Annotated in this window: 24 protein-coding genes; 6 read left to right on the top strand and 18 right to left on the bottom strand. The window is 33.8% G+C overall.

The window, feature by feature from the left end; genetic code table 11:
• Window positions 1-63 precede the first annotated feature (63 nt).
• The 10 genes from Q0951_RS06750 to Q0951_RS06705 all read right to left on the bottom strand — a co-directional run bounded on the left by Q0951_RS06750 (window position 64) and on the right by Q0951_RS06705 (window position 10,593).
• The gene (locus tag Q0951_RS06750) at window positions 64-636 is read right to left on the bottom strand and encodes a pentapeptide repeat-containing protein (protein WP_299335668.1); all 573 of its coding nucleotides are present in this window, start codon (window positions 634-636) and stop codon (window positions 64-66) included.
• A gap of 712 nt (window positions 637-1,348) precedes the next feature.
• A complete protein-coding gene (rplS, locus tag Q0951_RS06745; protein WP_230935649.1) occupies window positions 1,349-1,699 on the bottom strand; it encodes a 50S ribosomal protein L19 in 351 nt (116 codons plus the stop codon).
• Between the two features lie 232 nt (window positions 1,700-1,931).
• Window positions 1,932-2,282 carry a hypothetical protein gene (locus Q0951_RS06740; RefSeq protein ID WP_299335667.1) on the bottom strand — a complete coding sequence of 117 codons (351 nt, stop codon included), beginning with the start codon at window positions 2,280-2,282 and terminating at the stop codon, window positions 1,932-1,934.
• A 17-nt stretch (window positions 2,283-2,299) separates the two neighbouring features.
• Window positions 2,300-2,977 (bottom strand): tRNA (guanosine(37)-N1)-methyltransferase TrmD, encoded by a 678-nt coding sequence (gene trmD, locus Q0951_RS06735; protein WP_299335665.1) that lies wholly within the window; start codon window positions 2,975-2,977, stop codon window positions 2,300-2,302.
• Between the two features lie 138 nt (window positions 2,978-3,115).
• Window positions 3,116-5,833: a DEAD/DEAH box helicase family protein gene (locus tag Q0951_RS06730; protein WP_299335663.1), complete on the bottom strand. Its 2,718-nt coding sequence runs from the start codon at window positions 5,831-5,833 to the stop codon at window positions 3,116-3,118.
• A gap of 67 nt (window positions 5,834-5,900) precedes the next feature.
• Window positions 5,901-6,242, bottom strand: coding sequence for a DUF2834 domain-containing protein (locus tag Q0951_RS06725; protein WP_299335661.1), 342 nt, complete (start codon window positions 6,240-6,242; stop codon window positions 5,901-5,903).
• Between the two features lie 8 nt (window positions 6,243-6,250).
• Entirely contained in the window at window positions 6,251-6,688 is a 438-nt protein-coding gene (locus tag Q0951_RS06720; protein ID WP_299335659.1) for a GNAT family N-acetyltransferase, read from the bottom strand.
• 103 nt (window positions 6,689-6,791) lie between these two features.
• A complete protein-coding gene (locus tag Q0951_RS06715; protein WP_299335657.1) occupies window positions 6,792-7,415 on the bottom strand; it encodes a tRNA (guanine-N1)-methyltransferase in 624 nt (207 codons plus the stop codon).
• 149 nt (window positions 7,416-7,564) lie between these two features.
• Window positions 7,565-9,013, bottom strand: a complete 1,449-nt coding sequence (locus tag Q0951_RS06710; protein ID WP_299335655.1) for a glyceraldehyde-3-phosphate dehydrogenase — start codon at window positions 9,011-9,013, stop codon at window positions 7,565-7,567.
• A gap of 161 nt (window positions 9,014-9,174) precedes the next feature.
• Window positions 9,175-10,593, bottom strand: a complete 1,419-nt coding sequence (locus tag Q0951_RS06705; protein ID WP_299335653.1) for a trypsin-like peptidase domain-containing protein — start codon at window positions 10,591-10,593, stop codon at window positions 9,175-9,177.
• Window positions 10,594-10,737: 144 nt separating this feature from the next.
• Here Q0951_RS06705 and dapF point away from each other — a divergent pair, with 144 nt between their 5' ends.
• The 5 genes from dapF (at window position 10,738) to Q0951_RS06680 (ending at window position 14,792) form a co-directional block, all read left to right on the top strand.
• Complete coding sequence (dapF, locus tag Q0951_RS06700) at window positions 10,738-11,514, top strand: diaminopimelate epimerase (protein WP_299335651.1); 777 nt, start codon at window positions 10,738-10,740, stop codon at window positions 11,512-11,514.
• Window positions 11,511-12,035, top strand: a complete 525-nt coding sequence (locus Q0951_RS06695; RefSeq protein ID WP_299335649.1) for a GNAT family protein — start codon at window positions 11,511-11,513, stop codon at window positions 12,033-12,035. Before dapF ends, Q0951_RS06695 begins: the two co-directional genes overlap by 4 nt.
• Window positions 12,036-13,079: an endolytic transglycosylase MltG gene (mltG, locus tag Q0951_RS06690; protein ID WP_299335647.1), complete on the top strand. Its 1,044-nt coding sequence runs from the start codon at window positions 12,036-12,038 to the stop codon at window positions 13,077-13,079.
• Between the two features lie 71 nt (window positions 13,080-13,150).
• On the top strand, window positions 13,151-13,993 hold the full coding sequence (locus tag Q0951_RS06685; protein ID WP_367179748.1) for a DUF2279 domain-containing protein: 843 nt from the start codon (window positions 13,151-13,153) through the stop codon (window positions 13,991-13,993).
• A 109-nt stretch (window positions 13,994-14,102) separates the two neighbouring features.
• Complete coding sequence (locus Q0951_RS06680) at window positions 14,103-14,792, top strand: peptidoglycan-binding protein LysM (protein WP_299335643.1); 690 nt, start codon at window positions 14,103-14,105, stop codon at window positions 14,790-14,792.
• Between the two features lie 147 nt (window positions 14,793-14,939).
• Here the strand turns inward: Q0951_RS06680 and Q0951_RS06675 are convergent, their stop codons facing one another.
• From Q0951_RS06675 to dnaA, 4 genes are all read right to left on the bottom strand, one after another.
• A complete protein-coding gene (locus Q0951_RS06675) occupies window positions 14,940-15,656 on the bottom strand; it encodes an SAM-dependent methyltransferase (RefSeq protein ID WP_299335641.1) in 717 nt (238 codons plus the stop codon).
• Window positions 15,657-15,659: 3 nt separating this feature from the next.
• Complete coding sequence (locus tag Q0951_RS06670; protein ID WP_299335639.1) at window positions 15,660-17,069, bottom strand: PQQ-dependent sugar dehydrogenase; 1,410 nt, start codon at window positions 17,067-17,069, stop codon at window positions 15,660-15,662.
• Between the two features lie 63 nt (window positions 17,070-17,132).
• Entirely contained in the window at window positions 17,133-17,600 is a 468-nt protein-coding gene (locus Q0951_RS06665; RefSeq protein WP_299335637.1) for a low molecular weight protein-tyrosine-phosphatase, read from the bottom strand.
• A 9-nt stretch (window positions 17,601-17,609) separates the two neighbouring features.
• A complete protein-coding gene (gene dnaA, locus Q0951_RS06660; RefSeq protein ID WP_299335635.1) occupies window positions 17,610-19,037 on the bottom strand; it encodes a chromosomal replication initiator protein DnaA in 1,428 nt (475 codons plus the stop codon).
• Between the two features lie 190 nt (window positions 19,038-19,227).
• Between dnaA and Q0951_RS06655 the strand changes: the two genes are divergently transcribed.
• Entirely contained in the window at window positions 19,228-19,638 is a 411-nt protein-coding gene (locus Q0951_RS06655) for a thioesterase family protein (RefSeq protein ID WP_299335634.1), read from the top strand.
• Here the strand turns inward: Q0951_RS06655 and Q0951_RS06650 are convergent.
• The 4 genes from Q0951_RS06650 to ribD are packed head-to-tail and all read right to left on the bottom strand — an operon-like array spanning window position 19,635 to window position 22,817.
• A complete protein-coding gene (locus Q0951_RS06650; protein ID WP_299335632.1) occupies window positions 19,635-20,255 on the bottom strand; it encodes a YigZ family protein in 621 nt (206 codons plus the stop codon). The two genes, Q0951_RS06655 and Q0951_RS06650, sit on opposite strands and share 4 nt — an antisense overlap.
• Window positions 20,256-21,119: a DMT family transporter gene (locus Q0951_RS06645; RefSeq protein ID WP_299335630.1), complete on the bottom strand. Its 864-nt coding sequence runs from the start codon at window positions 21,117-21,119 to the stop codon at window positions 20,256-20,258.
• Complete coding sequence (locus tag Q0951_RS06640) at window positions 21,116-21,733, bottom strand: HAD family phosphatase (protein ID WP_299335628.1); 618 nt, start codon at window positions 21,731-21,733, stop codon at window positions 21,116-21,118. Before Q0951_RS06640 ends, Q0951_RS06645 begins: the two co-directional genes overlap by 4 nt.
• On the bottom strand, window positions 21,720-22,817 hold the full coding sequence (gene ribD / locus Q0951_RS06635) for a bifunctional diaminohydroxyphosphoribosylaminopyrimidine deaminase/5-amino-6-(5-phosphoribosylamino)uracil reductase RibD (RefSeq protein ID WP_299335626.1): 1,098 nt from the start codon (window positions 22,815-22,817) through the stop codon (window positions 21,720-21,722). The genes Q0951_RS06640 and ribD overlap by 14 nt, the downstream gene beginning before the upstream one ends.
• Window positions 22,818-22,943 lie beyond the last annotated feature (126 nt).

Here is a 22,943-nt window from a genome sequence, read left to right as displayed (position 1 = left end):
ATCAATTTCATAATTTGAGTGTTAGAAAATTATCAATTCAAAAATTAGAAGCGGTTAAAATCTTTATTTAATATCAATTTGATACTGTACTAAAAGTCCGAGTGCATTATCTCTCGAAAATTTAGCATTCTTGATTCTATTTTGTTCAGGGTTGATAGTCAGATTATACGCACTTGAGAAATCTACACTTTCCAGGATTGTTTTGTCAAAAATAGCTTTCTTGAGATCTGAATTGATAAACTTAGATTTGGTAAGGTCACTATTGGTGAAATCAGTTTGCTCAAGTATACAGTTACTAAATGTGGTATTTTTTAGTTTTAAATTATAGAAAGATGACAAATTAAGTTGGGAGTCTATAAACGTCATAGACATCAAAAATGGATTACAATCATGAAATGGGACACCTAAAAGCTTGCAATTGTTGAATACTGCATCTTTAAAAATGGTGTTTTTTGTTTTTACCATGCTGAAGTTACAATCAATAAATTTGCATTCTAAAAAACTAATTCCCGACACATAAGACTCCGAAAAATTACAATTGATAAATGTGCAATTGTCATATTCAGCTTTTTCGAGGGAGTTTTGAGTATATGACTGGCTTTTAAACGTTTTATCACAAATAAACGGAAGGCTCATGAAGTATTTGGTTTTGAGAGATAAAGGTATAAAGAAGGAATAGATATAAAAAACAAAAGCCATATCACTGTAGCTGACTACTTTGACATGGCTTTTTTGAGATAGCTCCACATGACCTATTCAACATTGCTGCTAAAACTAAGACTACTAAGCTTGCGCTCACTCATCCTACTTCGGTTCAAGTCTCACTATTTCAATGAAACGTTTCATAACTTTCAAAATGTATTGACCTGTTACTACTCGGTTTCGTTTTCGATTGTTTTCCTTGATGTCTTATGTCTTAATATCTTCCACTTGCGTGTTAGATGCCTCCATAAACATTGCTCATCCTGTTCACAGTCACTTTCGCTCCTGTTACTTTTTCAAAGCTTTCCACTTAAACCACATCGCCTGATTACACATCCAATGTCACTTAAGCTTCATGATTTCGTCACTTACACGCATACACATGCAGTTAACCAAACCTCAAAAAACAATACGATATAAAGAACGTTACTTTATTAAAATTTAACATAAATTCAAAATTTCTTTCAAAACCAAACTAGGTTTGTTGTTAATTGTTTAGCTAAAGTATGTTTTTGTTTGAGAATTCCAAATTTTTAAGCCGTTTAGATATTCACATTTTATAAACCATAGTTATTAACAAAAGTTCATAACTAAAAAAGCCCTGACAATGTCAAGGCTCTTTCTATGAAATTTATGTGGTCGAAGCTTATCTTCTAACTTCTTTAATTCTAGCTTTCTTACCAGTAAGACCTCTAAAGTAGTAGATTCTTGCTCTTCTAACTTTACCTCTTTTGTTCACTTCAATTTTTTGAAGCGCAGGTAAGTTAATTGGGAAGATACGCTCTACACCAATAGTTCCTGACATTTTTCTAATGGTAAATGTTTGTGAAGTCCCAGATCCTTTTACCTGTAGTACAACACCTTTAAAGAACTGTGTACGTGTTTTACTTCCTTCTTTAATTTCGTAATACACTGTAATAGTATCACCTGCTCCAAATTCTGGAAAATCTTTTTTTGTTACAAATTCGTCTTGTACAAATTTTACTAAAGAACTCATTTTTTATTATTTATAATGATTGTTTCAAATCAACATTCACGATTTTCGCCAGAGGTTAATCCAAAAGTGGGTGCAAAGATAGTTAATAATTGATAATGCACAATTAATAATTAATTTTTTTTGGGTGTTCCCAACTCCGCCTGCCTCCTTCGCTATAGTGCTACAAAGGCTGAATGGCTCCGATGGACCAGGCTTTCGGCAGTCGCTCTCTATGAGGAGCTCCAACAATGCCTCAATCCTTAACACCTAAGTCTGAGATATCATTTTTTGTTTTTTTCTTTTTTATATAATCAAGAGTAAATAAAAATATACCTAAACAGAATATGAAATATACCACACCATTAAAAAAATTATAAAAAGCACTTACTTTTATTAGCATTTCAGTGCCATAGCGTCCTGCAATAGCACTCATAAAAATGTTGCCAACTCCAAACAGGAAGATAAAAATACTTCCAATTAGGATCAATATTGTAGATAACGTTCGTTGTTTTGAAAACAGAATAATACTTCCAATAAATAAAACCAATGTGGCCAAATTCTGGACTATATATGTTGCAATGTATAAATTTTCGTAGTCTTGCATATGAAATTATTTATGTATTAATCATCCAACAAATCCGGTCGTCGCTCTTTTGTTCTTTTGTAGGCTTGCTCTTCACGCCATTTTTCAATTTCAGGAAAATTTCCGCTAAATAATACTTCTGGTACTTTCATCCCATCATACTCTCTGGGTTTGGTATATATTGGAGGTGCTAATAAGCCATCCTGAAAGGAATCGGTTAGTGCAGAAGTTTCATTTCCCAGAACTCCGGGAATTAGTCTAATAACAGCATCACAAAGAACAGCCGCTCCTAATTCGCCACCAGATAACACATAGTCACCAATAGAAATTTCCTTGGTAATAAATTTATCACGAACCCGTTGGTCTACACCTTTATAATGTCCGCACAAAATGATAATATTTTCTTTAAGCGATACTTGATTGGCAATACTTTGATTTAAGCGATCACCATCAGGTGTCATATAAATGATTTCATCATAATCACGTTCACTTTGTAATTTGGTAATACATTTATCGATAGGCTCAATCATCATGACCATGCCTGCACCACCTCCAAATTGTGTGTCGTCAATAGCTTTGTAGCCGCCAGTGGCATAATCGCGTAGGTTGTGAAAATGGACACTTACCAGATTGGCTTCTATGGCACGTTTCAGTATAGAGGCTTCAAACGGACTTCTTAATAATTCTGGTAAAACGGTTATAATATCTATGCGCATGACTCTTGTTTGTGGAGTGCAAAGATATATGAATTTAGAATTACTTGGTAGATAGTTCTAAAGCACTTTGAATAGCTGCATCACCTTTATATAAATCATCCATCACTTTTTTTGATATAACGAAATAATTAAGTGGTCTTATTGCCATTTATTTACGCGTTCAATATTGTTTTCAAACTGTGCTGCTAAAGATTTTAATCTGGATTTTAAGAGTAATTTTCTGCCCTTAGGTGTTCTTGTAAATATCAAATCGCATTTGCCTACATATTTACTCCATTGTATTTTGAAATACTCGGCTAAATTTTTGTTTTTGGCCAATTGTTCTGGTACAGCATGATAATCTTTTTGTTGAAAAATGTTAAGAAGACTATGTTTTCTAATAATGACATATCTCGGATTATCAATAGGTGAAATGATTTCATAAAGCGCATTGATAAAGGTTGATTTCTCAAAAGTCGATCCTCCTTCTAAATGGCAGAATACTGCTCCATATTCATTTTTGGAAGACACAACTTGCAGATATTCTAAAGGCGTATGAATAAGATTGGCGTGTACCAAAGATGATAATAAGGCTTTTCCAATACCATGAATGTCTTTTGATATGTCACGATACTGCAGATATAAACGCAAATGTTTAAATCCTAAACCACCAAATAATAATAGTCCAAGAATACCAATAGCTGTAATAAAGTAACCTACAAAAGGCGCACTTTTAAGGTTAGGAAGCAATCTTAAACATACATCCACTAACCATCCAGAGGATATCAATGCACCAATCAAAAACGTGCTTCCAATACTGGCGATTGTTTTGTAGTAGGATAATGATTTTGCAATTCTGTAAGGTTGCTTTTCTCGATATGGAACTTTGATTTCTTCTATGAGTGTAGTTCCAGATTCAATAGCCTTTTTCCAGCGTTGGTTGAGTCCCTTACGATCTGCTGCGAGGTCAAAAATAGCTTGGTTTTGTTTTTCCAGAATCTTCTTTTTATTTATTTGTGAAGGAATCTGAAGTCGGTCAATACCGTTTTCTATACTAGCATTTTCTCTGAATGAAATACCTACAAAACTTCTAAAGCGTCTACTTAATACATCAAAATCAGTACCACTAGACTTTGCTGATGGATCAATACAAGCTAAATGCCATATGTTTGCCGTTTTTGAAGTATTACCATTTTGAGTTCTAATGGCTCTTCCACGCATTTGGTTAGACAAAACAAACGAACCAACAAACGTTGCCAATATGAGGGCGTTAATTGCTGGAGCATCCCAACCTTCACCAAGAAGAGATTTTGTGCCTATGAGAACTTCTATATCACCTTGTTGGAATATCTCAGTGACGATATGAACCATGTCATGTTTAAGTGATTCGGTTTGATTGATCAGGATGTAATCGTTGTCATAATCGAGTGTACTCCATTTAATAGTTGTAATTCCTAGGTCTGTCGCTTGTGTTTGAAATGCTGATAATGCACTTTTAGGAATAATGATTATCGATCCTGTAAGCACTCCAATGTTTTTATGGTTAGCGTTATCGCGTCTTAAGGTTTCAAAAATTGGAATCACACCTATTTTATTCAACTCAAGTGTGTTTTCAGAAGAATTAACGATAAACTCTTTTCGTATGTAATCTGAGAGTATTACTAATCGTAGTTTATTTTGAAGCTGACTGTATTCAAAGTCAACAATATTTTTAACACCCTGAAGTTTGCTAATACTTGAGGTTAGATAGCCTGATACTTTTTTATTGTGAGAAAAGTTGATACGTTTTCGTTCAATTACTCCATAGCGTCTTAAACGATTTTCTAGTTTTTCTCTGTGTGCTGTATAGGCTTCAAAATAATCATCTTTACTGTGCAGATAGAATTCTAATAAGATCTCTATCCAATCATAATCAAAGTTTGGAATTTTTACAGATATATCATCTATAATTTCCAAATGCATTTTTGAAACCTCTTTACCATTAGCATTGAGGAAAATTAAACATGCCGAATAGTAAGCTAAGTTGGTATATATCCAGTCAACATGGAGTGTTGGTAATAGCCAAATAGGGTGATTTTCAATGGCATCAATTAAGATTTCATCTGATTGAATCTCATGAAATAGTTTTGAAATGCGTTCTCTGAAATTATGAATGTCTTGCTTTTCCTTTTTAGAAGGTAATGTGAAATGTACATAATCCTGATGAGGACATAAATCGCCTTCGATAATAAGTTCAGGGATAGTAATCTCAGTGTCTACAGGTCCATTCAAATTTATATACCGTTGCCATTCGTTAACTGTGACGTCGTAAGGCGGTGTGGCTGTGAGCCCTACAATCACAGGGTCTAGTTCATCTTTAATAGTATTTAAAGTATACCACCAACTGTTTTTTAGATGATGAGCCTCATCAGCAATAATGGTTTTTACACCTTGAGCTTTTAAGCCTTTAGCGACATTAGCAATATTAGTGTCAGTAATAAAAAGCTCCTGAGTGTCTTCGATTTCTTCTTCATACTCTTCCTCATCTGTTGCTATGTCATTACAAGCAGCATGTAATCCTTGATATGTAGAAACCGTTAAAAATTTAGGGTTTCTAATATCTCTTGAAATCCATTGTGGTATCGTATCGGTTTGAAGAAATAATTCACAAAACCTCTGTATCCATTGATTTCTAATGGCTATTGTTGGTGCTAATATTAATGTTGGATTATTAAGTCTAATGGCAACTTCGAGCCCGAGAACTGTTTTACCAGAGCCAGGAGGTGCTACCACATGTAAATGTGAGTCATCTAAATGACTTTTTAAATCCTCAAGTACGCGTTGCTGATAGGCTCTCCATGGATATTTAAATTGTATGTCTTTTGGGAATTCCTGCAATCGACTGGTTGGCTTTTAGACTCAGTTTTGAGCTAACAAAATACAATTATTTCTGTATTTAGATTAGTTAATTTTCGGCATTTATTTTTAAAGTTTCTAATCGGGTAGCTCGCATGTATAAGAACAAAGGAAAACTAAAGGCAATAGCAACTAAAAATGTCAAAGGTATAATGATCCACCAATATTTGATTTTTAATTTAAGCGACTCATAAATCATCCACACCAGAAATGTAATGACAACAATTGAAATATCTGCTACAATTGATTTTGCAGGTAGTGTGGTTTTTGTAAGTGCTATAAAATTAGAGATGGAGGTATCCATTTCGTTTTGGTAAAATTGAATATTATAATACCAGGTGTATACTAATCCCAGAACAGCGAGTAGGAGATAAAGGTGTTTGAATTTCATATGAAGTGTTATTCGTTAGTCCAGAAAAACTGTAAATCAGTATCTTTTTTAAAGCCTAAACGTTGGTATAAATGTTGAGCAGGATTATCAAAAGCGGTTTGTATGGCTAGTCCTTTGTTGTTTTCCGATTGGCATAAGCGTTTAGCACGATTTACTAAAGCCTCACCAATACCTTTGTTTCTAAAATTGGAGTCCACATATAGATCGTTAAGCATATACATGGGTTCCATGGATACAGATGAAAACAGAGGGTAGAGTTGTGTAAAGCCTACTGCTTGGTTATCTATATAAGCAACATAAATGATAGAATCATTTTGCATTAAGCGCTGTTTTAAAAATCGCTTTGAAGCTTCTATGTTTGATTGTTGCTTATAGAAGACACGATAACCGTCAAATAACTTGGTTAATGCATTTAGATCTTTAAGTTTTGCGTGCTTGATATCCATAAAAAAAATCTGTAATCTAAAATTACAGATTTTTAATTTAATAAGTTTATATGAGATACTGATTTTACTTCAGTATGACTGTTAGATTTTCAGGTGTCATCACTTAAGCATTCTTTTGCTTATTGATTTCATCTTGCAATTGACGTCTAACCTTTTGTTCACGCTCCAGAGCAACTCGTCTGTGCTCTTCAAATTCTTCTTCTGTCTCAGCTAAGGTCTTTTTTGCCTGTTTAGTTATAGCATTACTATTTCTATACTTATAAATAAAGAACAACAATAAAGCAGATAACACACCAACAATACTCCATAAAATCAAGCTGTAGTTTGGTTTGCTGGTTTGCATCCCAAAAAGCTCCATACTGTCTTTTTCTGAAATGGTATTTGATAACTCCGTTTTAGTATTTGTGAGTTCAGCATTCAAATCATCGATGGTTTTGGCTTGATTAGTTACTACTGCTTGCGTTTTGTTGAGTTCTTGATAAGTTGTTTTTAATGAATCTAAAACATTTGCTTTCAGTTTAAGTAACCATGCTTGCTTAACGGCTTCATACTTTTGGCCTTTGGTTCCTTTAAAATTCCCAGATTTTCTAAAGACATATTCAAATTGGTTATCAATAGTTCCACTATTTAGAGATAATGTCTCTTCTTCATTGGCATTTTGAGCAAATGAACTTGAAAAACAAAATACAGTAAGAGTTGTAAGGAGTAGCGTTTTGAGAGTTTTCATTTTGGTTTGGTTGAATTAAATAGCTTAATTAATGGTTAGCAATATAATAATTAATACGTTAAATTGAGAGTTGAATTAAACATTTAGCCTCACAAATTGTGAGGCTAAATTATATACGATTCAAAAATAATTTTGGATGTTATGAACTATTAGTAGTATGAAAAACGTCTTACTTTAGCAATATACTTTGCTAATCTAATCACTTGATGACTATAACCATACTCATTATCGTACCAGATGTAAAGTATGGCATTTTTTCCATCACTACGAACAATTGTTGCTTTACTATCATAGATTGACGGAGCAGAGCTACCAACAATATCACTAGATACTAATTCGTCGCTCATTTCGTATTTGATTTGTTCAACCAGATTACCTTCTAGAGCATACTTTTTCATAATTGTATTAATACCTTCTACAGAAGTTTCTTTTTCTAACTCTAAATTCAATATGGCTAAAGATCCATTAGGAACAGGAACTCTGATAGCATTTGAAGTAAGTTTTCCTTCTAATGATGGTAATGCTTTAGATACAGCTTTCCCAGCTCCAGTTTCAGTAATAACCATATTTAAACCTGCAGCTCTACCACGTCTGTATTTTTTATGGAAGTTATCTACCAGGTTTTGATCATTAGTATAAGCATGAATGGTTTCTAAGTGACCGCTAACTACACCAAACGTATCTTCAATAGCTTTTAATATTGGTGTAATGGCATTGGTAGTACAAGAGGCAGCTGAAAAAATATCAACTTTATCTGGATTATGTTCTGAATGATTAACACCATGAACAATATTAGGAACCCCTTTACCTGGTGCTGTTAACAATACTTTTTCTACACCTTTAGATTTAAGGTGTCTTCCTAAAGCTTCATCATCTCTAAAAGCTCCAGTGTTGTCTATCACTAAGGCATCATTGATTCCATATTTTGTATAATCAATATCTTCAGGAGCATTAGCTGAAATAACATTGACTGTTGTTCCATTAATTAATAAGGCACTATTTTTAGCATCTGCTACAACAGTTCCTGAAAAATCACCATGTACAGAATCATTTCTCAATAAAGAAGCTCTTTTTTCAAGAACTACTTCGTCAATGGCACCACGAGTTACAATGGCTCTAAGACGTAACTGGCTACCTTTTCCTGTTCTGGTCATAAGCTCTCTGGCAACTAAACGTCCTATTCTACCAAAACCATATAAAACAACATCTTTTGGTTTTATATCTTTAGTTTTCTTTGCTTCTTTAAGTTTTGATGCAACAAAACCAGTAGCATTGCTATACTTTTGGTCTTCTAAATGAAACTCATAAGTTAGTTTTCCTATATCTAATTTAGCTGGAGGCAGATCTAATGTTTTTATCGCTTGAGCGATTTCTACAGAATCAAAGATAGAGATTGGTTTTTGCACAAATTCTCCAGCATACTCGTGAAGATTTAAAATTTCGCTAACATTTCTATCAATTAATTGGTTTCTAAAGAGTACCAATTCTATTGATTTGTCGTACCAGAGATCACTGACAATTTTAATAAATTCTACAGTAGCTCTTCTACGATCTGCTTGAAAAGCAAGTTCTTTTTCATAAGTTCCGTTCAAACCCATTGTGATAATTTTAGTGTCTGCTTATTAAACAGACAGGTTGTTGTGTTTAAAATTTTTGCAAAAGTAACATATTTCAAACGTTTTCGTAATGTAAAATGAAAAAATAAAAAGCCCTTCAGAATATAATTTCGGAAGGGCTTTATATAGCTCGTATGTTGCGTTTATTCAAAAATGACTTCTTTCTTATTTAAATTGGTATCCATATACTCTAGTTTATAAATATTGTCTTGAGCATTTGATCCATACTTATTAGTAAACTTTGATAGATCTTCCAACGTGTTGATAGTAATGTCATTGATTCCTGTTATTACATATCCAGGTCTTATACCTAGTTTTTTGTAGAGATAAACATTACTCGTTTTATAGATCATTACACCTTTATCTAGATTGGTTTCTTTTTTGAACTTCGAAGGAAGGTTTCTCAACTCCATTTCTATAAATTCAACGCTAATAATATCGCTTTTTGAGAGCTTTACAGGAATGGTCTTAACCTCATTATTTCTCTCAATCTCCACATTTATAACGTCATTAGGCCTTTTGGTTTTAATATAACCACTTAAGTCTGAAAACTTAGAGATCTCTACATTATCCAATTTTTTAATGATGTCTCCATTTCTAATTCCTGCTTGTTTTGCACCAGAATTTTCTTCGACTTCACTTATATACACTCCATCAATTTCATTAAGACCTTTCTCAATAGCTTCTTTTGAGTTTCTGTTTAAGATTGAAACTCCCAAGACTCCTTCTTGTACATCACCAAACTCCATGATGTCTTCTACTACTTTACGCGCAATATTACTTGGTACAGCAAAAGAATAACCAATGTAAGAACCTGTTCTAGATGAAATAGCAGTATTAATTCCTACTAATTCTCCTCTGGAATTTACCAATGCACCTCCAGAATTACCTGGATTTACTGCAGCATCAGTTTGAATAAATGATTGTGAGTTTCGACCTGATAGATCACGAGATTTAGCACTTATAATACCTGCAGTAACTGTTGAGGTTAAATTAAAAGGATTTCCTACCGCTAAAACCCATTCACCTACTTTAGCCATATCAGAGTCTGCAAAAGGTATAGAAGGTAAATCTTCTTCAGCATCAATTTTTAAGAGTGCAATATCTGTTTTTTCATCAGTACCAATAAGTTCTGCCTCATAGACGCGATTGTCATTTAAAGTTATTGAAATGCTACTTGAACCAGCTATCACATGGTTGTTTGTGATGATATAACCGTTTTTATTTATAATGACACCACTTCCTGTACCAACTTGAGCTCTTGGTGACGGATTTCTTCCAAAGAACATATCTTCAAGCGTTGGTTGTGATGAAACAATTGCAGTATTTTTAACATGTACAACGGCATCGATAGTATTTTCTGCTGCGGTTGTAAAATCTGGTTGTTCGCCAGCTATCAAATTATCAGTTTTTGCATCATAACTCGCATTGATAAATTGAGGCTCTTCGGCACTTTCTGTAATTGTTATTGTTTGATCTTTTTCAATAAATAAGGTGTAGGCAGATAAGGAAATAATTCCACCTAACACTGAAACAAATACTAAGGTTAAAATCTTTTTCATGTTCATGTTGTTTAATTATTAGGTAACGATTAAAATTAAATATTTATTGACTTTGACATTCACTTTTAACGATTTTTAACGCCGTTTTTAACGCTCATTTAACACTACAAATATCGAGGCATTATTCCTATATTTGCAACTCATATGCAAACCACATTCTACAAATATCAAGGAACAGGAAACGATTTTGTGATGATTGATAATCGTCAGAGAAATTTCGACAAAAATAATACCAAACGTATTGCATTTTTATGTGACAGACGTTTTGGCATAGGAGCTGACGGATTGATACTTCTTGAAAATCATGATAGCTGCGATTTTAAGATGGTGTATTTTAATGCAGATGGAAATGAAAGTTCTATGTGTGGAAATGGTGGTCGATGCATTACTGCTTTTGCAAATTTTTTAGGTGTTATTGATTCTGAAGCAACTTTCGAAGCTATTGATGGGATGCATAAAGCCACAATAAAAGACGGAATTGTACATTTACAAATGCAAGATGTAGATGTTTTAGAAGATCATAAAACACATGTGTTTTTAGATACTGGGTCGCCTCATCATGTTCAAATGGCTGATGATCTTAACAGTGTTGATGTGAAAACCTTAGGACGACAAATAAGATGCGCACCACCTTATAATGAGGCAGGAAGTAATGTAAATTTTGTGACTAAACATTCAGATGATAACTTTTCAGTAAGAACTTACGAAAGAGGTGTCGAAGACGAAACCTTATCCTGTGGAACAGGAGTTACGGCAGTTGCAATTGCAATGCATTATACAGGAAGAACTAAGCATGACCTAATCAGCTTGCAAACTCAGGGAGGCCATCTAAAAGTGTCTTTTAATGTTGAGAATACACGTTATACAAATATCTGGCTCATTGGTGCAGCCACTCAAGTTTTTAAAGGTTATATCTCATGATAACGTTAAAAGGAAAGCATATTTATTTGAGAGCTTTAGAGCCTGAAGACCTGGATTTTATTCATGAGATTGAGAATGATCAAATCTTTTGGGAGATTAGTAATACCATAACACCATACTCTAAATACATCATCAAACAATATTTAGAGCATTCTCATAAGGATATTTTTGAGGTCAAGCAGTTGCGATTGGTTATCAGTAATTATCAAGAAGAACCAATTGGTATGATTGATCTTTTTGATTTTGATTTTAAAAATAAAAGAGCAGGTGTAGGCATTTTGATTAAAGAATCTGATCAAAGACAAAAAGGGTTTGGAAACGAAGCATTGCAACTTTTAAAAGATTATTGTAAATCTCAGTTAGCACTACACCAGTTGTATTGTAATATTTCTGAAGACAATAAAGACAGTTTGAAACTGTTTAAAAATCACGGGTTTGAAATTATCGGACTCAAAAAAGACTGGAATTATATTAATGGTTCACATAAAAACGAATACCTTTTACAAATACTATTGAATTAAATGTACATTAAAAAAATACTTTGGGCTATTGCTCTTATCGGTTTAGTGGTTGCAGCAGTTTTTGCATATTATGTGTATAATGCAATGTTGGCACCCAATACAAAGTTTGCCAATGATGAAGCTTATATTTATGTGCCTTCTGGTGCAAGTTATGATGAGGTTAGAGAGCAACTGATACCTTTGTTAGAGGATATTGATGCTTTTGACGCCTTAGCAGACAGAAAGAAATATTCTACAAATTTAAAGGCTGGAAGATTTGTCATTAAAAAGGGTATGAGTAATAATGACATCATCAACTCTATTAGGAGCAACAATCTACCGATACAATTATCTTTTAATAATCAGGAAAGTCTGGAAAAGCTAGCTGGTCGAATCAGTGTTCAGATTGATGCCGATAGTAGTGCTTTGGTTAAGGCTATGCGTGACACAACTTTTTTAAAGGAAAGTGGATTTACTGAACAAACCGCACTAGGAATGTACATTCCTAATAGTTATGAATTTTTCTGGAATACTTCTGCTGAAGGCTTTAGAGATAGAATGTTAAAAGAGTACAATAGATTCTGGAATGACAGTAGAAATAGCAAAGCAAAAGCCATAGGCCTCACTAGAGATCAAGTATTGACTTTGGCATCTATTGTTCATGAAGAGTCTAAACAAGCCAGTGAACAACCTAGAATTGCTGGTGTGTATATGAATAGAATTAGAATTGGAATGCCACTTCAAGCAGATCCTACGTTGAAATTTGCTGCTTACAAGTTGCCAGAATATAAAAACACAGTAATTAAGCGCGTGTTAAATAAGCATAAAGAAATTGATTCTCCATATAATACCTACAAGAATACTGGATTGCCACCTGGATTGATAGCAATGCCTGATATTTCTGCTATTAATGCTGTACTAAACTATGAAAAGCACAGTTATCTTTATTTTGCTGCTAATGCAAAAAAGTTAGGTTTTCACAAGTTTGCTAAATCTTTAGCTCAGCATAATGTGAATGCTAGAGAATACCAACGTTATTTATCTTCTCAAGGTATAAATAAATAATTTTGAGCAAGCGTTTTATTTTTAATCTATGCTGCTGGTTGATCACATTTACTATGTGCTCTCAATCCAAGATGGATACGTTTTTGAAACCTAGTGATACTCTAAATACATCCAGACGAAATGCTGTAATTATTACTGAAGCTTCTCTGGCAACGCTTACTCTGATTGGTCTGGATCAATTGTGGTATGCAGATTTCCCAAGATCAAATTTTAAAACCATTAATGATGCAGATGAATGGTTGCAGATGGATAAACTAGGTCATGTGTTTTCGTCGTATCAACTAGGAAGAGTGGGAGCGAATGCATTGCATTGGTCAGGAGTGGGAAAAAGAGATCAACTCATTTATGGAGCTACATTAGGTTTTGGTTTTCTATCAGCTGTTGAAATTTTTGACGGCTATTCTGAAGAATGGGGATTTTCATGGTCAGATATGTTAGCAAACGGTTTAGGAACAGGTTTATATGTTGGTCAAGAGCTATTATGGGATGAACAACGTATCACAATGAAATATTCGTTTCATCAAACTTCATTTGCAAATCAACGTCCTGATAAACTGGGAGAAGGGTTTTTAGAAGAAATGCTAAAAGACTATAATGGTCAAACCTATTGGTTAAGTGCAAACCTTCATTCCTTCTTTAAGGACAGTAAAATTCCCAAGTGGCTCAATCTGGCATTTGGTTATGGTGCTGAAGGAATGCTCACCGGAAAAAACGAAAACGTTGATAACTTCTTAATAACTCAAAACCGCAGACGTCAATTTTACCTTAGTTTGGACGTAGATTTGTCTAGAATAAAAACAAATTCTCGTCTGTTAAGGACAGTGTTTGACGTTTTAAACGTAATTAAAGTGCCATTTCCAGCTATTGAATTCAACGGAAAAAGCGGCATAAAGCTCCACTATATCTACTTTTAACAACACTTTAACGTCTCGTTTTCAGATATGTAGAAAAAAGCGTATATTTGCATCCTGAAAATTGAAGTACTACAAAAGGGAAAATTTGTACTTCAGAATATTAGCTATTATGATTAAAAATGTAGGTAATTATTTCATTATTCCATTAGCTATTTGTGTCACACTATATGTAGCACTTAAACCGGATTCATCGTTGAATTATGACGATTATTCTACAGAGGGTTTAGAATTAAACTATAATATTTCTAACGATTTAGCATCTAGTTCTACCGAAGTAGACGAATTCTCACAGGTAGAATTGTCTAATCCGTTTCAATCTACTCATGCTTATTTTCCATATTTAGGAAAGTCATACAATGGATTTAAAGAGGCTTTGGCTTTCAAAGAGTCAAGAGGGAATTATTTTACAGTAAATACTTTAGGCTATTTAGGAAAATATCAGTTTGGTTCTGAAACTTTAAAGATGATTGGAATCTATAATCCAACACAGTTTTTATACAATCCTGAGTTGCAAGAAAAAGCATTCTTAGCCAATGCAGAACGTAACAAATGGATCTTAAGAAAAGATATCAAACGCTTTGTGGGAAAGACGATTAGTGGTGTTAAAATTACTGAATCTGGTATTTTAGCTGCTGCTCATTTAGCGGGTCCTGGAAGCGTGAAAAAGTTTTTAAGAAGCTATGGCGGAAATAATTTTTCTGATGCTTACGGTTCTACTGTTAGGCACTACATGAAAAAATTTGCAGGCTATGACACGTCTTTTATAGAAGCTGATAAGAAAGCAAAAGCCACACTTTAAAAACGCGCACAATAATACAATTATAAAAACAAACCACATATCAAATATATGTGGTTTGTTCTTTTATTATGTATACTGACCTAACAGCCTCATGCGCTGAATGAAAGTACAAGTTCTTGGTCAACATCATCTTTCATAGTAAGGCCTTTATTCTCTGTGAATCACGAACATAGCTGGACGCTTATGGAGGTCAATGTTTGTGTGTTTCCATTCTTTAACTGTCAGTGTCTTTATATACTCTGTTGGTAAAGTGATGTCACAAGCAACACATACTCTGGTATTAGGATGAAGTGTGCTACAAATGTCTTCTAAAATTTTATTGTTCCTATAAGGAGTCTCAATAAACAATTGGGTTTGATTTTGTTCAAATGATAAGCGTTCCAGACGTTTTAAAGCAGATTTTCGTTCAGATTTATCAATAGGAATATAGCCGTTAAATGCAAAACTTTGACCGTTCATTCCAGAGCTCATCAACGCAAGAACAATAGATGACGGACCAACCAATGGCACAACTTGAATATCGTTTTCATGCGCTAATCTTACAATATCTGCTCCTGGATCTGCAATTCCGGGGCATCCAGCTTCAGAAAGTAAACCCATGGGTTTCCCATTTTTGCAGTCGTCAAGAAAATTTTGTGTTTCTTCTGGCTGTGTGTATTTATTTAAAATCTTGAAATTTAAAATAGACTGTTGTTTTCTGGAGTCGATTTTTTTTATGAATCGACGTGCTGTTTTTTCGTTCTCAACTATGTAATCATCGACCATTTCAATAATTTTTTTTACTGAAATAGGCAATACTTCTAATGGTGGATTGTCACCAAGTCGTGTAGGAATAAGATATAGCTTTCCGAAATTTGGATTCATGTTTTACTCTATAATAAGCTTTCTAATACTGGAGTTGCCTTGCGGATTCGAAATTTCAACAAGATATAATCCACTCGTAAGTGATTTTGTGGATATAGTGATAAGTTGTCCGTCAAAATCAGATTGTGATTGTATCAGTTTCCCCTGAATATCGTATATGTTTATACGTTCTATTTGGTTACCTGTATTTATAAGGTCAAATGTAAGACTTTCTTTTGCTGGATTTGGATACATTTTTACATCACTAACCGTCTGTTCGTCTACACTCAAATTAGCATCAATTATTCGATATACTGTACCATTAAAAATGCTTGTTACAAATAATTCACCATTAACATCTTCTCCAAACGCAGACCATCCGCCAGCGCTAAACGTTCCTAAAAATGTAATATTATAATTGTTTGGTGTTACTTCTTCAGCGACACCAATTTCACCACTACAATAATCTGCAAAAAAGTAGAGTCCTACTAAACCTGTTTGTATTGAACCTCGATACACATAACCTCCAGTTATTGAGCATCTTGAAGTGCTTCCATGTACATATTGTGCTATAGGAGCTTCGTGAGTTATGGTGCTACAACCAGTCACATTACTAAATACATTATTACCCTCAAAGCATTTCCATCCATAATTTTCTCCACCTGTTGAAGATGGTGCAACTTTATTGATTTCTTCTATATTTTGTTGACCTACATCTGCGGTCCAAAGATCTCCTGTAGAGCGATCAAAAGAGAATTTCCATGTATTTCTTAATCCGTTTGCCCAGATTTCATCTAAGGCAGTAGAATTGCTAACAAAAGGGTTGTCCGTTGGAATAAGATAAGTAGTTCCTGCATCTATTTGTGTTTGAGTCACATCAACATCTAACCTTAATAGTTTTCCTAACAGAGTGTCTAAACGCTGTGATCTATTGCCTGGATCTCCACCTGAGCCTCCATCTCCAAGCGAGATATATAAGTAACCATCGGTTCCAAAATGTAAATCTCCACCATTGTGATTAGAAAACGGTTGAGCGATGTTTAATAGAACAACTTCAGAATTTGGATCTGCTGTATCTGTTGTACTTCGGGTGAATCTTGAAATAACTGTATCACCACTATTGTCTATATAGTTAACAAAAAAGAAACCGTTTGTTGTATAGTCAGGATGGAATGCCAATGCCAAAAGACCTTGTTCGCCACCAAAATTTATTACTCTGTCATTTATGTCTAAAAATGGAGTAGAGTTGGTGGTGCCGTTGGCGTTTAAAATTTTAATGACACCAGCCCTTTCAACTACAAAGAGTCTATCATCTCCTGCGTGTTTAATACTTACCGGATTTGAAAAGCCAGACGCAAAAGATTCTAAATTAATGTCTTGAGCGTAAGATAGGGATATAGTAAAACAGGCTAGGAAAAGTGCAATCTTTTTCATTTTTCTAGATTTTAAGGAATTTTTTTACAAAATACGAAAAAAATTAAGAGTCGTATTGAGATATCAATTGCTGGAGTTGCCTGTTAGTGTTTTGGAAAGTTTAGTGCAGGCGCTATTCAGAAGAGAAAAGACATGTTCAAAATCAGATATATCACCATAATAAGGATCTGGAACTCGTTTATCATTTACAGAATCATCAACTTCTAAAATGAGTTTTACTTTGCCTATATCACTAGTGTTTCTGGCAAGCTTGATGATATTATCATAATTAGATTGATCCATCGCGAAGATATAATCAAAAGTATCAAAGTCTGAAATTTTAAACTGTCGGCCTTGTTGTTTGGAAATATCTATACCATTAGATTTAGCTACTGTAATTGAACGATGGTCGGGCGAATCACCAACATGGTAATTGGCTGTGCCTGCAGAATCTACATAAAATAATTCTTGAGGAAGTTTAGATTCTAAAATACCATGAGCTAATGGCGAACGACAAATATTGCCTAAACAGACCATTAGGATGCTTGTCATAGAATATGATTAAAGTGATAGTTTCTTAGAAAGATCTTCAACATACTTTCTGAATTGTTTATCAGTTGAAGATAAGTTATCCACAGTTTTGCATGCATGAAGTACAGTAGCATGATCACGTTTCCCAATTTGAGAACCAATACTTGCCAATGATGCTTTTGTATACTTTTTGGCAAAGAACATGGCTAGCTGTCTTGCTTGAACAATATGACGTTTTCTTGTTTTTGATTGAAGTGTACTCACATCCATTTGGAAATAATCTGAAACGACCTTTTGAATGTAATCAATAGAGACTTCACGTTTAGTGTTCTTTACAAATTTCTCAACAATCTCCTTAGCAAGATTAACAGTGATCTCTTTTTTGTTGAAAGAGGATTGAGCTATTAGTGAAATGATGGCACCTTCAAGCTCACGAACATTAGTCTTAATATGCTTGGCAACATATTCTACAATCTCATCTGGCATTTCAACACCATCACGATAAAGTTTGTTCTTTAGTATGGATACTCTGGTTTCAAAGTCTGGACTTTGTAATTCAGCTGAAAGTCCCCATTTGAAACGGGATAATAAGCGTTGCTCAATATCTTGCATATCAACTGGCGCTTTGTCACTAGTTAATATAACCTGTTTTCCATTTTGGTGTAAATGATTAAATATGTGGAAAAATACATCCTGAGTTCCTGATTTTCCTGATAAAAATTGTACGTCATCAATGATTAGTACATCAATAATTTGATAGAAGTGAATGAAGTCATTTCTATTATTCTTCTTTACAGAATCAATATACTGTTGGGTAAATTTTTCTGCGGAAATATATAATACGGTCTTTTCTGGATATTTATCTTTAATGTCAACACCTATAGCATGTGCTAAATGTGTTTTTCCTAGTCCTACACCACCAAAGATGAGTAAAGGATTAAAAGACGTGCCTCCAGGTTTGTTAGCTACTGCTAAACCAGCATTTCTGGCCAAACGGTTAGAATCACCTTCTAAGAAGTTTTCAAAACTATAATTCGGATTTAGTTGTGATTCAATTTTAACGTTTCTAATTCCAGGAATGACAAAAGGGTTTTTGAGTTCTGGATTTTTATTATTTAAAGGAACGTCAACATCTTGAGATTTTAAAGCACCACGATTAGAACTAGGAATTTTTTCTGTAAACGGTTGCTTGTTGCCATAGGTGTTTTCCATTTTAATCACATACACCAATTTAGCCGTTTCACCTAGCTGTTTCGTTAAGGCAACTTTTAAGATCTTTACATAATGCTCTTCAAGCCATTCGTAGAAAAATTTACTTGGTACCTGAATACTTAGTGCGTTATCGGAAAGCTTTACTGCTACTATAGGCTCAAACCAAGTTTTGTAGGCTTGAGGTTGTATATTGTCTTTTATAAATGAGAGACAGTTCGTCCAAACCGATTGCGCAGTTACATCCATTCTCTAAGTTAATTTTTAGGGTTTTTGTTAGTTAGCAAAAAAAAGAGAAATTTGAGTTTCTCCTGATAGATTTTTACATGACAAATATGTGAACAATTTTCTTAATAAAAAAATCAAAAATAGTTGAATATTCGGAAATTTTTCCTCATGTTTAAATCGTCCCGAAATTACAAAAAAAATATCACAAACGATGTCCAATCTTTCCAAATCCGATGAAATACAATTTAGAGTCCGTTACGGTGAAACCGATCAAATGGGAGTTGTCTATCATGGAAATTATGCACAGTATTTTGAAATGGGTAGAACCGAATGGTTACGAAAAATGGGGTTTTCTTACAGAAAAATGGAAGAGGATGGTATTATGCTACCAGTTATATCGCTTTCCATAAATTACAAAAAGTCAGCATGTTATGATGATCTCATTAAAGTAAAAACTAAACTTGTAAAAAAACCAGCTGTAAAAATTGAATTTGATTATGAAATCCTAAATGAAAATGATGAAATTTTGGCAACAGGAAATTCAGTTTTAGCTTTTATGGATATTCATAAGAAACGGCCTACAAAATGCCCAGATTATATTTTAGACAAAATGCAAATTTAATCGTTCAACTCCTTGATGTTAATTTCGTATAGCGCATCAAAAATTTCAAAAATGGAGTTGGCGTCTTTTAAACGTACAGAAATAACTATCTCACAACTCAATTCTAAAGTTTGTTTTATAATATTTAGCTGTTTCTCTTTAATAATTCTCATCACTTTATTCATGTTTTTATAATCAAAAGAGATGACGTAGTCGGTATTTATAGTTTTAGAAATGATATTTGAGGCCTCCAACGCCATTTGAGCTGTAGTACGATAAGCATTTATTAATCCTCCTACACCTAGTTTAACACCTCCAAAATATCTAACAACAACAATTAGGATATTGGTCACATCAAAAGATTGTATTTGTCCATAGATAGGCATTCCTGCACTATTGTTAGGTTCTCCATCATCATTTGCTCTAAAAACCAAGTCTTTTTCTTGTGTTCCAAATTGATAAGCGTAGCACCAATGTCTGGCAGCATGGTGTTGTTTTTTTAAGTCTTCGAGATGTATTTTTACATCATCTTCTGTAGTTACTGGATATGCATACCCAAAAAACTTACTGTTCTTATCTTTGAATAGCACTTCAGAAGATGGTCTATTGATTGTCCTATAGGTGTCCTTATAATCCATTTATGCCAAAGTTACTATAACTATAGATATGATGGCTAGTGAAATTCCTAACCAATTCATTTTAGAGATTCTTTCTTTAAATAAAATAAGCCCCAGAAGCGTTGATACCATAACAATAGCCACATTATTTATGGTGAATAATGTAGAACTCTCCAGACTTTCATGGTTAAGTGCTTTCAGTAAATAGTAAATAGAGCAGTAATTGACAATGCCTAATATGCTTCCTCCAATAATAGTTTTTAGGGGAAATGTATAAGGTTTTTTAAATGCTCTCATAATTAAAATTGAAGAGCCAATAGTAAAAGCAAAAGCGAATATGGTCGCCGAAAATATAGGAATACCATTATCAGCAAGATAGGTGGTCTCAACATATTTGATGGAGGTATCAATAATTCCAGATCCAAAAAAGAGTAGTATAGGTAACCATAATCCTTTATTGATATTATCTGAGGCTTTAGGCTTGACCGAAGTTAGATATACCGAAACTAAAGCTAAAATGATACCAATAATTTTTTGAAAACCAACCCCTTCTTTGTAAACATATATGCCAAAAATGATTGGAATGATCACACTCATTTTTGACGCTACAGAAGCAACTGAAAGTCCATTGCGTTGTGCTGTTAATGCCATCACATTAAAAATAGCTATAAAAAGAAAGCCCAATCCTAAGGCTCCATAGATCCATTTTGAAGCTAAGATCTCATTGATACGTATTGGTGCATCATATATATATAAACCAAACAAGCAAGCTGTAAAATAGTTAACTACTATGGCTTGAAGCGTATTAATACCATATTTATTGAAGAGTTTAAATATGATAAAAATAAGTGTTGATGCAGATATGCTAAGTAAGAGATATATCAAAATAAGTGAGTGTTGATGATAAATATATCGGTAATATCTTCTTTTGTTTCGTCAATATTCCACGTGTGAATACCCAATTTGGCTGCGGTATCTGTGTTCTCTTTAGTGTCATCAACAAAAAAACATTCTTCGGGTTTAAGATTGTTTTCTTGTAACACGAACTCATAAATATCGGTGTTTGGTTTTCTTAAATGAATCTCATGAGATAGATAAAACTGATTAAAGCAGGTTTTGAAATCTTCATAAAAGGAAACATTCTCAATAATCCAATTAATATGTAATTCATTGGTATTGCTCAATAATATAAGGTTGTGAGTTTGACTCTTTGCTAATTGTTGTAGAAATTCTAAACGTTTTTTCGGAAAATCTCTGAGGATAAAATTCCATGCTTCAACAATTTCTTTTTTAGATAGATACGGAAAGTTTTCAATATAAAACCCTATAAATTCGTTTGTAGAAATCAGACCTTGTTCATATAAGGTATTTATGGCAATAAGATCTTCAGGTAACTCCTCAAGCTCGAATAATTTTAAAGCATGATCCATAGCACCTTGCTTATCTAAATTGATGAATACATCACCAAAATCGAATATGATGGTTTTAATTGTTGACATAGATTTTTAACGTGTCTTCTAATATGTGTTCTTCGGAAATAAGCTCTCCTGAAAGTTCAGGCGCTCGTATTCCTTTTTTAAATGTTGTTGGTCCTGTAAATACCCTGGCTTCATCCCAAAGACCTTCATCGATAAAGGTTTGGAGTGTTTGTGCACCACCTTCAATAATGACAGAGTTGATGTTAGCTTTGTAGATTACATCGCATATTTGTTTGGCAATTTGATGCTTTTTGGTCCAATCTAACTCATGATATGAACCATTTCCAAATTTTGAGTTTGGTGGATGAACAGTCCAATCTGTTTCTGTTTTAAAAGGTTTTACTAATACGGGATTGTCTTCAAATAAAATGATTGTATCTGCTTCAGAATTAAAAATAGAATGCTCATTTGATAATTTGAGTTCGCGATCTAAAACAATACGAACAGGATTTTCTCCAGTCCAGTCTCTAACTGTTAAGCTTGGATTATCCTCCAAAACCGTTTTAGTGCCAACCAAAATTGCTTGCTCTTCCGCACGCCATTTATGAACCAACTGTCTGGAATATTCATTGGTAATCCACACAGGTTCTTTTTTGTCTTTCGATAAGGGAGCAATAAAGCCATCGCTGGTTTCTGCCCATTTCAGTATAATATATGGTCGTTTTTTATTGTGAAATGTAAAAAACCGTTTGTGGTGTGTTTTACATTCGGTTTCTAAAACGCCAACGGTTACCTTGCATCCAGAAGCTTTTAGTTTGGCAATACCTTTTCCGGCTACTTGCGGATTGTCATCTAGGCAGCCAATAACCACATTAGGAATTTGGTATTTGATTATCAGGTCGCTACATGGAGGTGTTTTTCCAAAATGAGAACAAGGCTCCAGAGTCACATACAAAGTTGCGTTATTTAGTAAGCTTTTGTCAGCTACCGAATTGATAGCATTCACCTCGGCATGTTGTCCACCATAAGGACTCGTGAATCCCTCTCCAATAATTTTATTGTGGTAAACAATCACACAACCAACCATTGGGTTAGGGGCTGTGGTTCCTAATCCATTTTTGGCGATATCAATACAACGTTTTATGTAGTTTTCTTGAGGTGTCAAAATAGCGTTGTTGTTCTTATATTTGCTTATGCTTAAAAATTTTCTAGTCCGTCTTGTGGCTTATCCTTTATCAATTCTTTTAATTTATCTAAGCTGTTTTCTTTTATTAGATATCAACAATACTGG

The sequence above is a fragment of the uncultured Psychroserpens sp. genome (genome assembly GCF_947501425.1).
Taxonomy (GTDB): domain Bacteria; phylum Bacteroidota; class Bacteroidia; order Flavobacteriales; family Flavobacteriaceae; genus Psychroserpens.
The sequence above is the reverse complement of the archived record's forward strand: the minus strand, read 5'-3'. Positions and strand labels throughout refer to the sequence as shown.

What these genes read in the sequence shown, in the direction of transcription:
- Q0951_RS06750 (WP_299335668.1), bottom strand. Translation starts at nt 636, where the DNA reads ATGAGCCTTCCGTTTATTTGTGATAAAACGTTTAAAAGCCAGTCATAT.
- rplS (WP_230935649.1), bottom strand. Translation starts at nt 1,699, where the DNA reads ATGAGTTCTTTAGTAAAATTTGTACAAGACGAATTTGTAACAAAAAAA.
- Q0951_RS06740 (WP_299335667.1), bottom strand. Translation starts at nt 2,282, where the DNA reads ATGCAAGACTACGAAAATTTATACATTGCAACATATATAGTCCAGAAT.
- trmD (WP_299335665.1), bottom strand. Translation starts at nt 2,977, where the DNA reads ATGCGCATAGATATTATAACCGTTTTACCAGAATTATTAAGAAGTCCG.
- Q0951_RS06725 (WP_299335661.1), bottom strand. Translation starts at nt 6,242, where the DNA reads ATGAAATTCAAACACCTTTATCTCCTACTCGCTGTTCTGGGATTAGTA.
- Q0951_RS06720 (WP_299335659.1), bottom strand. Translation starts at nt 6,688, where the DNA reads ATGGATATCAAGCACGCAAAACTTAAAGATCTAAATGCATTAACCAAG.
- Q0951_RS06715 (WP_299335657.1), bottom strand. Translation starts at nt 7,415, where the DNA reads ATGAAAACTCTCAAAACGCTACTCCTTACAACTCTTACTGTATTTTGT.
- Q0951_RS06710 (WP_299335655.1), bottom strand. Translation starts at nt 9,013, where the DNA reads ATGGGTTTGAACGGAACTTATGAAAAAGAACTTGCTTTTCAAGCAGAT.
- Q0951_RS06705 (WP_299335653.1), bottom strand. Translation starts at nt 10,593, where the DNA reads ATGAAAAAGATTTTAACCTTAGTATTTGTTTCAGTGTTAGGTGGAATT.
- dapF (WP_299335651.1), top strand. Translation starts at nt 10,738, where the DNA reads ATGCAAACCACATTCTACAAATATCAAGGAACAGGAAACGATTTTGTG.
- Q0951_RS06695 (WP_299335649.1), top strand. Translation starts at nt 11,511, where the DNA reads ATGATAACGTTAAAAGGAAAGCATATTTATTTGAGAGCTTTAGAGCCT.
- mltG (WP_299335647.1), top strand. Translation starts at nt 12,036, where the DNA reads ATGTACATTAAAAAAATACTTTGGGCTATTGCTCTTATCGGTTTAGTG.
- Q0951_RS06685 (WP_367179748.1), top strand. Translation starts at nt 13,151, where the DNA reads ATGGATACGTTTTTGAAACCTAGTGATACTCTAAATACATCCAGACGA.
- Q0951_RS06680 (WP_299335643.1), top strand. Translation starts at nt 14,103, where the DNA reads ATGATTAAAAATGTAGGTAATTATTTCATTATTCCATTAGCTATTTGT.
- Q0951_RS06675 (WP_299335641.1), bottom strand. Translation starts at nt 15,656, where the DNA reads ATGAATCCAAATTTCGGAAAGCTATATCTTATTCCTACACGACTTGGT.
- Q0951_RS06670 (WP_299335639.1), bottom strand. Translation starts at nt 17,069, where the DNA reads ATGAAAAAGATTGCACTTTTCCTAGCCTGTTTTACTATATCCCTATCT.
- Q0951_RS06665 (WP_299335637.1), bottom strand. Translation starts at nt 17,600, where the DNA reads ATGACAAGCATCCTAATGGTCTGTTTAGGCAATATTTGTCGTTCGCCA.
- dnaA (WP_299335635.1), bottom strand. Translation starts at nt 19,037, where the DNA reads ATGGATGTAACTGCGCAATCGGTTTGGACGAACTGTCTCTCATTTATA.
- Q0951_RS06655 (WP_299335634.1), top strand. Translation starts at nt 19,228, where the DNA reads ATGTCCAATCTTTCCAAATCCGATGAAATACAATTTAGAGTCCGTTAC.
- Q0951_RS06650 (WP_299335632.1), bottom strand. Translation starts at nt 20,255, where the DNA reads ATGGATTATAAGGACACCTATAGGACAATCAATAGACCATCTTCTGAA.
- Q0951_RS06640 (WP_299335628.1), bottom strand. Translation starts at nt 21,733, where the DNA reads ATGTCAACAATTAAAACCATCATATTCGATTTTGGTGATGTATTCATC.